Here is a 12,159-nt window from a genome sequence, read left to right as displayed (position 1 = left end):
CGCCCCCGAGTTTCCGGCTAAGTTGTAGTCGAAGAACTGATTCGATCAACTTATTTAGCAACAGTTCTCACCAGCGTCTCAGTCAGCGCGGTGCGGGATGCTTCAAGTTAAGAAGATTGCGACGCCAGCTCGATCGCTTGGACTGCTCGCTAACGAAACATCCGATTGGAATAGCCACAGGTGTCGAGCACTGTCGGCGCCGTCCTCGATGCAAAGTTGTGAGGAGTGCAACCATAAGAATTGAAACGCTCAAGCATTCCGTTCTAGAAAATGCGAGGCTAATTGAAGTTCCCTAGACGGATAACATTGCCGTAGCCGCTGGTAGGCTCGACCACGGTCCATCTGTTGACGATCAATACGCGCTGGGAGGATGCAATGGCAAACGGCGGAAACTCCATCTTGGGAGGCCGTTATTTCCTCACTGCTGATATCAGATACGGGGCTCAGGCAACCGTCACCAAGGCATTCGACCAAGTATCTACAAATCTCGTGGCAATTAAGCGGGTGAAATTCGGTCCTCACGACGAACGTGCGATGGCCAGTTTCACGCGGGAAGCAACGTTCCTGCAGAACATCAAGCACAAAAATATTGTTGAGTGGATTGCCACAGACATAGACGAGGACAGAAACTGGTATCTCGTTCTTGAATGGATTGAGGACAATCTGGAGGACGTCATAAAGCAGGAAGGTCCAATGAGTTGGAACTCCTTCTGGCAGCGTTTTGGGCACGGCCTCCTTGAGGGTGTCGCCTTCGCACAAAAGCATCAGGTCGTCCACCGCGACATCAAACCGAAGAACATTCTCATCGATGCCAGCAGGACGCCGAAACTTGCTGACTATGGCATTTCAAAGTTGACCGACAATAATAGTGCTTGGCTCCCTTCATCCGGGCTGACCTTCCGTTTCGACCACACGCCGGGTTACACCCCGTCAAGCCCTGAATATCCACCCTATCAGTTCACGAGAGATTGTTACGCGTTTGCAGCTGTTGCGATCTCTTGCGTAACGGGCCGAATTTTCGACAAAGAAGAGGAGCTTATGGCTGGATTGCAGGAGGCTCCTCTCCCTGCTGAGATCCGACCGATCATGGAGCGTTGCTTGGACGCCGACCCATCGGCCAGGCCGCCGCTTGCCTCAGTCCTAAAAGAACTTCTCGAGCAGGCGCAGGTTAATCACCACAACGCCGCCGAGATCAACATATACCTTCTGCTCGCCCCTAGGGTTAGGTCTGCCTTGGAAAAACGACTATCGGCCGACAGCCAGAGCGCAATCGAAGCATTTGTGCTTGAGGATCTTTCCGAGTGCGCTGCACTAGGGGTGAAGGGCGATAAAGATGGCGACGGGTTGCAGATAACTCTCGTTGGCGCGACATGGCGCTACCAGGTGGCAATCGATGGCAAGAGTGGAGAGGCGCTGTTTGTAGAACGCGCTAGCGAAATCGGTGCAAGCCTCGCCTCTGAGATGAGAGAGGCCGCATTCAACCGCCCTCTGCGCTTTTCGTTTGGCCGTCCTGCGGACCCGGAGGACGCCGGGCGCCAGTTACGGGTGCTGTTGGTAGAAGCGAAGGCAGCCTGCGAAGAATACGAGCAAGAGAGACGAGCAAAAGCCACTCAACGAATTTTCCGGGTCTGGAGAAGCTATCTCCGAGACCGTGCCGATCATGAAGCAAGAAAAAGCAACGCCATTAAATATGTCGACATGAAACGGTCGGGCGACAAGGTCGTGTTTACTACAGAACTTGCTCATGGCGACGACCTAATCGGTCAGGATAGGCTCGTTCAACTTTCCGACGGTCGTGTCTGCGGCAAGATCACCGGCGTCGCATTCAACCAGATAACCATGACTGTGACCTTCGGCGACGCCGCACGGCTGCCAAGGCGAGGCGATATCGCCATCAATACAATTGCAGCCCAGAAGGCTCTCAGCCACCAGACTCAAGCGCTCGATGCTGTTCTATTCGACAGAGCGGTTAGTCCAAGGCTCAAGCAACTCATACTCAATCCGTCTACTGCAACACCCATCACCTCTGTCGAACTGGAAACGGCCGATGACCTATCCGTTAATGGGGATACTGAATCCTTGGACGATGAAAAGCGGCGGATTCTTGAACAAGCGCTTGGCGTGGAAGACATCCTCGCTATCGAAGGCCCCCCAGGCACCGGGAAGACGACGCTGATTACCGAGATCGTCCTCCAATGGCTGAAACGCAATCCAGGCGATCGGATACTCCTATCCTCTCAGACACACATAGCTTTGGATAACGTCCTTGAAAAAGTGTCAGGTATTGCACCCGAACTGGACATGATCCGCATCGGTAGGGCCGATGAGCCGAGAATTTCGGAGCAAAGCAAAGCGCTACTTCTGTCGCGGCGGGTGGATGCTTGGATCGCTGAAGTTCGGAAGGCAGCAGAAGAAGACCTCGAGAAGTGGGCTGCGGCAGTAGGTGTAGACAAACATGCTGTGGCAATCGGCATCAAAGTGGAACGACTGATCCAACTCCTGAAGCGGGAAGAAGACACGGTCGAGGAAATCGAGCGGCGAAAGAAGGAGCGGGACGGAAACAGCGAGACGGGAACCCCTCCGGCACAGACTAGTCAGGAGCAGGAGGAGGAAACAACGCAGCTCGATAGCGAAATCGGTGCGCTTCAAGCGGAATTGCAGCGCAGTCGACGCGAGCAAGCGACGCTGCGCAGTGAACTCGAACAAATGGGAGAATACCCTAAGGCGTTAGCTCATTCGACCGATAAGTCGGAATTGGCCGATTGGGCGATCCATTTTCTTGCCCCGGGTCCGTTGGTCGATGCTTGCCGTGAGCGGCTCTCTCTGTTGGAGGATTGGCAGCTGCGAGTTGGAAGATCTTCCGACTTCAATGCCGCAATGTTGTCGTCGGCACAAATCATCGCGGGCACTTGCGTAGGTATAGCAAGCGTCCAGGGTATGGAGGACGTAGCCTACGACCTTTGCATCGTCGACGAGGCTTCAAAGGCAACGCCGACGGAAATCCTCATTCCGATGTCGAGGAGCCGGAAATGGATAGTTGTCGGCGATCCAAAACAGCTTCCGCCTTTCTTTGAGGATCTCGGGGAACAACTGCTTGCGAATTTCGATAGCTCGGAAGTGAAATCGACGCTGCTCGATCGCTTTCTGCAGGAAGACTTTGGATTGCCAAATGCTAACAGAGCCAAGCTCCGCAATCAGTACCGTATGATCAAGCCTATTGGCGATTTGATCAGCGAGTGTTTCTACGATCGTGGACTGGATAGCCCAAAAATGTCCCACGGCTTGAAGCTCGCAAGCGCTTTTCCAAGACCAGTTACCTGGTATTCGACGCACAGCCTCCCGAACAGGCGTGAAAAGAAAGAAGGCGAGACTTACAGTAACCAGTCCGAAGTCGCAGCTATTAGGGGAATCCTGCAGCGTCTTCAGTTTCTAGCCAAGGCACAGAAGAAGAAGATCTCGGTTGCCGTTATTGCCGGATACACCGGCCAGGTGGCCGCGTTGCGCGAAATGAACTCCCAGGGTCTGGCGGAGTGGTCCGATTTGGAAGTCACCTGCAACAGCGTCGATGCATTCCAGGGCCGGCAAGCAGATGTTTGCATCTATTCGGTCGTTCGCTCGAACTCAAATAATCAACTCGGCTTCTTGCGGGAAAAGCCCCGGCTTAATGTAGCTCTTTCTCGTGGTAAGAGCGCACTCGTCATCGTTGGGGATCAGATGTTTTGCCGGTCAGTTGAAGGTATAAACCCTTTTCGCAAGGTAATTGACTACATAGACAGGAACGACGAAACTTGTGAGACGGAGACCCTTTCATGAGCCCGGAAGATGTCGCAAGGGCCTACCAATTTCGAGAAGGTTTCCGGTTGATCGACTATGGGGAGGTGGGCCTTCCTATCTTCCGTCTCACCATCGAAGCTGTGACAACCTCGCATCGGATACTTCCGACAATCAGCGAATTTGTTATGCGATGCTTGTCATTAGGCGAAACGCAGGAGAAGAGAATTGCCGGAATGCTCGGGCTGAAGCCTGATATCGTCAAGAGCACCATCGATACGCTCGTCGCAGAAGGCTTTGTGGCGAGGCAGATCTCGACGGACTTTCAATCTTTCAAGCTGACGAATGCTGGCGACGCAAGGCTCTTGATCGAGCGCGAGGAAGTCCCCCAAGAAGAGATGCTTGTAATCGACTATGATGGGATACAGAGACTGCCTATCCGTCTTGCGGGCGAGAGCGTTGTCAGGGCGTCTGAACTCAAGAGCGGCGGAGCGGTCGAGATCAGACCCTATCCCGCAGATCCTCCAACAATCAGCGAACTCAATATTCCTGATGTGACTAAAGTGATCCGCCGGCAGGGCGGGGAAGATTTTCGACGCAACGTTCTCGCCCTGAAGCGGATTGTCCGCCGCAGCAATGTGTTTCGGCAGGCCATTGCCTTGGTCTACATGGCAGAGAAGGGAAAGGAAATACAGATTGGCTTTGCTCTTGACGGGAAACTCTCGGAGCCGCACGAGCGAGCATTCGCCGAACACGGCGGTCCAAGGAAAATGGGCTTTGTCAAGGCAATAGAGGAATCGGAAGGACGAAGGCGCCTCGATCGCCTGGTTGGGAGAAGTATAGTTGCGGCCTTGCCGCACGCCGAGGATATTCGTGCTCTCAGATTGGAAGAGGCGACTGCCCGCGGACAGGTGCGTTCGATCGCTCCGGCTGTTCAATCCGACACCCGGCCCCGAAGGGCCAATCCTGCGCACGCTGCTTTGCTGGCGGCGAAAGAAAGGCACAAGGTTGCCCAGCACGGTATCGACGCCCTTCCAGTTCGCACGTTGGCGCCGTACGAGCAAGGTGAGCTGCTTGAGGAGGCTCTGAAGACAGCGGCCAGCAAGTTGGTCGTATCAACGGCAGGCGTCCAATCCGTCATTGTTAACGGCTTCATGCTGCGAGACGTAGATAGCTTGATATCACAACAAGTGGACATCGAAATCTACTCAATGGTTGCACCTCAAAGCGAACCGCGGCAGGGCAACACATATGACCCTTTATCCGAATTGACTCGCAGGTCAGTAAAGGGCTTCCTTCGGCTGACACAAACAAAACCGAAAGAAATCTTCTTTCTGCTCAAGGACAATGATCTGGCGGTGGTTTCGAACAGGCCTTTTCTTGGGGAAATGGTCCGTCGATCCGGCTTTAGGCGGGTGGAGGGCGTAGTTACGCGACGCCCTGAATATGTCGACGCGATACGAAGCGCCATGACCCACCTCCTCGGAGGTACTCATGGGGGATAGCGGTGCCATCAGGGAGGTTTGGGCATCTAGCCATGTGGGTCTCGTGCGATCCAACAACGAAGATCGCATTGCCGTTCAGGGATGGAAGAGCAGCGCGAACCACGGAAGTTGGCATGGCAAGATATCGGCATCACGCGGATGGGCCCTCATAGCTGACGGAATGGGAGGCCACGACGCTGGAGAATATGCCAGTGAGATTGTCGTAGAACATATGCTCGGCGGCATTGATAGCGCCAACTCGAATGAAGAATTGGAGGCCCTTCTCCAACAAACTAACGAAAGGGTATTCATATCTATGCTCGATCCGCGAGGGCGCCCAAGGATGGGCAGTACTATCGTCGGCATAAAGTTCTGCGGCAGCCAAACCTTCTTCTTCAATATAGGTGACAGCAGGGCATATGTTGTCGAGCCGAACGGACTGCTGCAGGTCAGCAAAGATGACACAGCATCGATTCGCGGAGTACGTAGCCACGCACTAACACAATCACTTGGTGGCTCAACAAAGCGCCTCCCGATCCGACCACATATAATGCAAAAGGGAACAACTCTCGACCGACCAATCCTATTATGTTCCGATGGCCTATCGGATCTCTTGGCTGATGACGAGATCGCAAACATAATAGTGAGAAATCCGAATAACCCTGCCAACGCACTACTCACCTCTGCCTTGGACGCAGGTGGCGACGACAATGTATCTGTTATTTTTATCGCATGACTTTCCGTCCAGTGTAGTGTTAACGGCACTTGATGCCCGTGTGGTGAAAATCAATTAACACCCCACACCCGAAACCTCCCCCTCCCCGTCAACTCCCGCAGGCCGAGCTCGCCAACAATCCGCCGCGCCGCCTGCGGCGTGACGTCGAGCGCCTTCACGACCATGCCCGCCGAAACCAGCGGTTTTGCCATCACCAGCTCGATCAGCTCCGGCAGCTTTGACGACGTCCGCCGGCCGGCAAGTTTCCGCTCCATCATCTGCCGCGCCAGCGCCAGCCGGTCATGTTCCTTCAGGCCGAGCTCGGCGGCTGCGATCAGGCCGTGAGCGATCGCGAGCAGCCGGGTTTCGCGATCACGATGCCGGCGCCGATCGACGGGAATGGATTTCAGGCCGAGATTGAAGGCGGTGAGATGCGCTGCGGTGGTGAGGCCAGCTTGGCGCAGCATCGACGCCGACAGCAGCCGGCCAAGCCAGGGCGCATGCTGCAGCACCGCGAGTTCGTTCCAGGCGTCGAGGGCAACGATCGCCAGCAGCACCGCTGGCAGATCGCCGATCACGGCGAGCACGCCGCGCCACTCGTTGAGGCGCGCGTCCTCGTCCCAATCGAGATCGTAGACCAGCGGATCTTTTTTCCCGGGCAGCCCGAGCCGGCCGGGCGTCTTCGCTGCCTCGATGGCTGCTTCCGATCGGGCGAGCAGCGCATCGATGGCGGCTAGCTCTGCTTCGAGGGGACTGGAATCTTGTTCGGATGCGGCTTCCCCCTCCCCTTCTTCGATGGAAGCAAGATCCGCCGCGGCGCCAGCATTTCCCCCGGCGCTGTCGCGACCAAGTGATGCTGCAGGCCATGCCTGCCGGAGCGTGTGGAGGCCGTCGGGGCTGAGGGTCCAGCCGGGCGGCTGGGATACCATGCGCCGGCGGGCTTTCAGGACGTCGCGGGCGATGGTCAGTTCATGGGTCGGGGTGCGGACGTCGGCGCGGGCGTCGTGCAGTACCAGATCCTCGAGGTGGACGAGTTCCCCGTCGATCCACAATGAGGCGCAGGCATCGGCAAAATGAGCGCGTTCGAGAAAGCCCGCGCCGACCGGCGAACGGGCGATGCGCTCGTCCAGACGGGCGAGCGCGATGCCGGCGTCCGAGATGGGCCGCAGCAGGCTCTGGGTAGGCAATTTGGCAAGATCGTAAGCCATTGAAATTATGATAAATGATTTTGTAAAAGAACTCTATCTGAAAATTAGAGTTCCTCACTTGCTACGGTCCATAGTTGGGCCTCTCACTTCCGATAAGTATCCCATATCGAATTGAACAAAGCCCTCTGAGAACGAGCTTTTCTGGATAGAAAAGCCCGATTTCCAGTCGTTTCAGGCGACCCCCAAGCCAGCGAAACCACGCTATAGACGTTTACAAACGATCGGTTATCCGTATCCTCTGGATTTGGAAAACCGCTCAACTAACGACCTCTTAGACCCTCCAAATGGCCGCTGACACACAAAATCGGATTTCTGGTCGACCACAGGGCCGCCTGATCGGCTACGCACGCGTCTCGACGGAGGAGCAGGCAACGCAAGCGCAAGAAATGGAACTGCGATCGGCCGGCTGCAGCGAGATCGTCCAGGAGCACGGTTCGGGCGCTTCGCGAGCCAGACCAGCTCTTGCAAAGCTGCTGCGCGAGATCGGCGCCGGCGACACGCTCGTGGTGGTTCGCCTCGACCGCCTTGCCCGATCCGTCAGCCATCTTCTCGAGATGATCGAGGATTTGGCCGCCAAGGGGGCGCACTTCCGGTCGCTGCGGGATCCAATCGACACGACGACGCCCCAGGGCATGTTTTCGCTCCAGGTCCTCGGCGCGGTGGCGCAACTCGAGCGCGCGCTGATTTCCGAAAGAACCAAAGCAGGCATCACGGCGGCGAAGGCAAAAGGACGGATGCCAGGTAACCCGGGCCTCAGGGCAGGGACGCCGGAGGTGCTGGCAAATATGACGGCCGCGCAAAGGGCTGCCTATGGCGATCGGGTACAGGCGACGGCGAACCAATGGCTGCCAACCGTCCGGCGTATGCGGCCTGACCACACCTGGGACGACATCGCGCGCGTCCTGAAGCAACGAGGCTTCGACTGGACGCCCGAACGCTTGCGCCGGGCAGTGAAATGGCTCGTGGCCGAACACATGGCCGATCCGAGCTTGCTGAGGAAGTCCCCTCCTCGCCTTCCCGAAGATCGCCTGATGACTCTGGTCGCCGGCATTCATTCGAGCAATCCGAACCTGACCCTGCGCGAAATCGCTGCGCAGCTCGAAAAGCTTCATGAGCGCACGCCGCGCGGAGGATCGAAGTGGTCGCCCTCCTCGGTGAAGAACCTCATCGACCGGGCTCGCCGGTCCGGCTTGATCGAAGCCGAAGTAGCTCGCGCCGCGGAGTGACCCTGCCATTCATTAAGCCCTCGGCTTTCGCAGGGTTTTCAGCAGCGCTTCCGAGACGCGCATTCCCCCGACGCCGTCAACCGGATCTGTCGGGTGCGGCGCATCCGTGTCAGCGGAATTCTGCGCATCGAGCTTGGCTCGGAGCAAGGCCATTATCATCGGCCAGGTTGAGAATTTGCCCTCCCGGGCACGATCTGTCAGGCTGCGGAGGTACCCGCCGGCGTTGTTGATCTGCTCAGCCCGTTGGTAGATCGCCGCAAGCGTGATCGCCGCGTGCTGCTCGCCCAGGACCTCGCGCGCCTCCCGCCAAGCGCTCGGGCTGATCCCCAGCATCGGCCGGGCAAGCTCAGCTGCGGCCGCGAAATCCCGCCAGTGCCGGATTTCGCGGCCGGTGGTCAGTTCTCGCACCCCAGGGCAGGCGTCCAGCACGATTCCCAAAGGCAATTCCCGCTTCGGCAAGCTCCGTACGTTGTCGGTTTCCTCGACGTTGCCGCCCGCTTCCATTTCTTCTCGAAAGCCGTTTTCAGATTCAAAAATAGAGTCTGGTTTTGAATTCTGTATGTGGCGTCCAGAATGGGACTCATTGGCGTCCGCATTCTCGTTTTTCACGAAGGATTCCAACACGTCATGGATTTCGACGTAGAGCTCGTGAAGTTGCTGCCACACATCCTCTACGAGCTGACGTGGCGCCGAGCGTGGCAAGCGGCTCACGATCTGCTGGTAGGTCTGCGTGACCCTGCCCCAATTGCCAGGAACGTGCTCCTCAATCCCGGTCTCGATCAGCTTGACGATGTCGCGGCGCACGAGCGTCAAGCGCTCCTTAGCGACTCTGAATGCCTTCTTCTCGGTCTGCACCGCCAGAGCGAGGTCGCGGAATTCCTCTGCTCGCGCAACGATCGGCGAGAGATCAAAGCCGTAAGCCTGCTCGATCTCCCCTCCCCTACCCTTGCGCGCGAAGCGCTTGCCGTTCGGGCTGTCGCGCCGAATAATGAGACCGCAGTCGACCAGCACGGCAAGATGCCGACGCAGCGTCGTCGGCGGCATCCCGTTGGCACGCGCCATCAGCTGTTCGTTGGATGGCCAGACGACAAGCTCGGCATCGCCTGTAAGAGTGGTTTCCGGATGGAAGGTCAGCAATGCATTCAAGATCGCAAGCCCGCGATCTGTAGCGCCGATGAGTTCCCTCGCCTCACGAATATGCTGGAAAACCTGCCACTTGTGAGCCACGGCGTCCGGCTTGATGGCTTTTGCCGCCATCTGGCTTGAAATTTGGCCGAGCGTCATCGGCCGCCGCCCGAAGGGCGTCGTCACACTTCCCGAATGCATTTTTTCTCTCACCTTTCTTTAGGCAAAAGAAATACGCTCACCAAAACGGTGCCAAAGACTCTTGACTGAGATTCAGGGAAATGCGATTCTCGATCTTGCTACGGATAACGAGAAGGGCTTCCACGGTTTACCGCTTGGGGGCCTTTTTCTTTCGCGTTCTAGTCTCCATCAGCTTCAGATTGTGATCGCCTGTATTCGCTGTAAAGACGATCGATATGGGTCGATAGCCAGTCGCTGAAGGGCCGCGCCTCGGCTTTTGAGAGTTCGATGGCAACCTTCTTCGACTTCGCGTTCATGACGAAACTCAACGAGCTGTCGCTCGCGGTCCATTCCTTTTCGGCGGCGTCACGCTTGGGTTTTTTCGCTCCCGACTTGGCCTTGTACTTTTTCAAGTAGCCGAGAAGGTCGTCGAACCTCTTTTCTTCAGCGATCGCAATGAATTCATCCGAAGAGATGTAATCGCACGCGACTGCCAGGTGGGCGGGGTTGAGAAGGATCTGGCGCAGGTTGAGCCACTTGTCACGACCGATCTTCTTCGATGCGCCAAGCGCCTTGAGCATAGCCGCTGGTACGATCTCGATGACGCTCAGCATCTTCGAGAGCATGGCTTCATCGATCGCTAGTGACGACCTCACCACATCCTTGCTCATTCCGGTGGCCAGAAGGTTTTGGGCGAAGTAGGCCCGTTCGATGAACGAAAGGTTCGCGCGGGCAGAATTCTCTTGCCCTTGGGCAATCGCAGACGTGATGTCGTCGAGCGTCTTAACGACGGCTTTCACCGGTATCCCGAGTTCATGGGCGACCTTTAGACGGCGGTGGCCGAAGACCACCATGTAGCGCTGCGCATCCTTGGGGCTCGGCCGAACAAGGATAGGTGTCGTTTGCCCTGACGCTTTGATGGCCTCTTTCAGTTCCTGATATTCTTCATCGTCGTCAGACAGGCGGTCCGCTACGAAGGAAACGTCAAGTGAACGAGGATCCAACTCCACGATCACTTCGCCTTCCATGAGCTTTTTGGCGTTCTCAGCCAGGTCCTCGATTGAGCGAACGACCGTCTTGGCGGCGCCAGTCATGCCGTAACCAGGTTTGGCAGGGGCTGCTTCCGCCGAGATCGAAGCCATATCCAATGCTGCAAAGGGATTCTTACGAGACATCATGGGCCTCCGGCTTCGCCTTCAAATCCGATAAGCTGCTGTTTATCCTTGAAAAAACAGCGAAAAAAACGGCTGACAAGTTTCTCATTTCCGCCCCCATGCGCTGTGGACCAATTCCACGATCTCGCCATTTGCAGCGTTGAGACTTTCCATGGCGCGGTCATAAGTCGAACGAACAAACTCTCCTCTCTCGACCTCATAGAGCGTCTGTTTTTTAATGGAGGCGTCGGAAATCGCGGTGGATTTCAAGACAGGGTTCTTGAGCAAGTGCTGAGCGAACATGGACTGCATGAAGCCGACCATTTGAGCCTGTGGAATGTCCGTTGGTTCAAATCGGGTGACGAGGTATCGGAACCATTCAACGCGGATTTGCGCTCCAGCCTCGGCAACAGGAGTCATGATTCCGCCGAGCATCATCAGAAACTGGCTCATCGACATAACGTCCAGCATCTGTGGATGGATGGTGATCAGAATGCCTGTCGAAGCCATCAAGGCTGTCAGTGTCAGGTAGCCGAGTTGGGGAGGGCAGTCGATGACCACCACATCGTACTTGTCGTCAACCTCCTTCAAGGCGTTGACGATACGCATGTGAAACAGTCGACCTTCAGCGCCGTTTTGTGACGAAATCGCCAGTGGCACGTCATACTCATATTCCTGCAAGATCAGGCTTGCAGGAACGACGTCCAGGCCGGGGATATTGGTCCTCTGAATGATCTCGGAGATCGATCTGCGTTCCTTGTCAAAGCGGAGCGCTTCGTACAACGAGGCTACTTCATCTAGCTCCGGCTGGATGCCGAAGAGCGATGTCAAGGATGCCTGGGGATCAAGGTCGATAGAGAGAACACGGTGGCCGGTGAGGGCAAGATACTGCGCCAAATGTGCAGCAGTGGTGGTCTTGCCGCTACCACCTTTGAAGTTTACGACGGACAAGACCTGCAGCGGCTCCCCCGGCCTTCGCTGCGGCATGTAATACCTTTTGTCCGATTTCTTGTTGGCCTCCAGATATTCACGAAGCTCGAGCATCTGTTCGGCCGTATAATAGCGCCGACCGCCAGTGGCTTCGATCTCGGGACCCTTGCCCTCAGAATGGATTTGTCTGAGATGGCTTTGAGTTACCCCCATGAACTCGGCCACTTCGCCGAGCTGAAACTTCCTCAACCCCTTGCGAGCGTCTGGCGGATATTGTTGACTGCGCAACATATGCAGCGCGCTCGAGATCTTTGACCCTTGCTGGGCGATCTCGAGATCAAATCGGTTGGGCTGCGGGTGGCTCAT

8 protein-coding genes are annotated in these 12,159 nt (G+C 56.4%); 4 read left to right on the top strand and 4 right to left on the bottom strand.

Annotated features, from left to right (window positions below; translation table 11 throughout):
• Nucleotides 1–345 precede the first annotated feature (345 nt).
• From Amn_RS32235 to Amn_RS32225, 3 genes are read left to right on the top strand one after another with little or no spacing between them, the layout of a single operon-like run.
• On the top strand, nt 346–3,813 hold the full coding sequence (locus tag Amn_RS32235; protein ID WP_286300081.1) for an AAA domain-containing protein: 3,468 nt from the start codon (nt 346–348) through the stop codon (nt 3,811–3,813).
• Nucleotides 3,810–5,276, top strand: a complete 1,467-nt coding sequence (locus Amn_RS32230; RefSeq protein ID WP_286300078.1) for a hypothetical protein — start codon at nt 3,810–3,812, stop codon at nt 5,274–5,276. Before Amn_RS32235 ends, Amn_RS32230 begins: the two co-directional genes overlap by 4 nt.
• On the top strand, nt 5,266–5,991 hold the full coding sequence (locus Amn_RS32225) for a PP2C family protein-serine/threonine phosphatase (RefSeq protein WP_286300075.1): 726 nt from the start codon (nt 5,266–5,268) through the stop codon (nt 5,989–5,991). Before Amn_RS32230 ends, Amn_RS32225 begins: the two co-directional genes overlap by 11 nt.
• 50 nt (nt 5,992–6,041) lie before the next feature.
• Here the strand turns inward: Amn_RS32225 and Amn_RS32220 are convergent, their stop codons facing one another.
• On the bottom strand, nt 6,042–7,187 hold the full coding sequence (locus tag Amn_RS32220) for an RHE_PE00001 family protein (protein ID WP_286300139.1): 1,146 nt from the start codon (nt 7,185–7,187) through the stop codon (nt 6,042–6,044).
• 275 nt (nt 7,188–7,462) lie between these two features.
• Between Amn_RS32220 and Amn_RS32215 the strand changes: the two genes are divergently transcribed.
• Nucleotides 7,463–8,404: a recombinase family protein gene (locus tag Amn_RS32215; protein ID WP_286300072.1), complete on the top strand. Its 942-nt coding sequence runs from the start codon at nt 7,463–7,465 to the stop codon at nt 8,402–8,404.
• Nucleotides 8,405–8,416: 12 nt separating this feature from the next.
• Here the strand turns inward: Amn_RS32215 and repC are convergent, their stop codons facing one another.
• From repC to repA, 3 genes are all read right to left on the bottom strand, one after another.
• Nucleotides 8,417–9,730, bottom strand: coding sequence for a plasmid replication protein RepC (gene repC, locus Amn_RS32210; RefSeq protein ID WP_286300071.1), 1,314 nt, complete (start codon nt 9,728–9,730; stop codon nt 8,417–8,419).
• A gap of 158 nt (nt 9,731–9,888) precedes the next feature.
• A complete protein-coding gene (gene repB, locus Amn_RS32205; protein WP_286300066.1) occupies nt 9,889–10,884 on the bottom strand; it encodes a plasmid partitioning protein RepB in 996 nt (331 codons plus the stop codon).
• Nucleotides 10,885–10,968: 84 nt separating this feature from the next.
• Entirely contained in the window at nt 10,969–12,159 is a 1,191-nt protein-coding gene (gene repA / locus Amn_RS32200; RefSeq protein ID WP_286300064.1) for a plasmid partitioning protein RepA, read from the bottom strand.

Origin of the sequence: Aminobacter sp. Y103A (assembly GCF_030294925.1) — a bacterium.
GTDB classification, from domain to species: Bacteria; Pseudomonadota; Alphaproteobacteria; order Rhizobiales; family Rhizobiaceae; genus Aminobacter; species Aminobacter ciceronei.
This window is presented reverse-complemented; position numbering and strand designations above follow the sequence as displayed.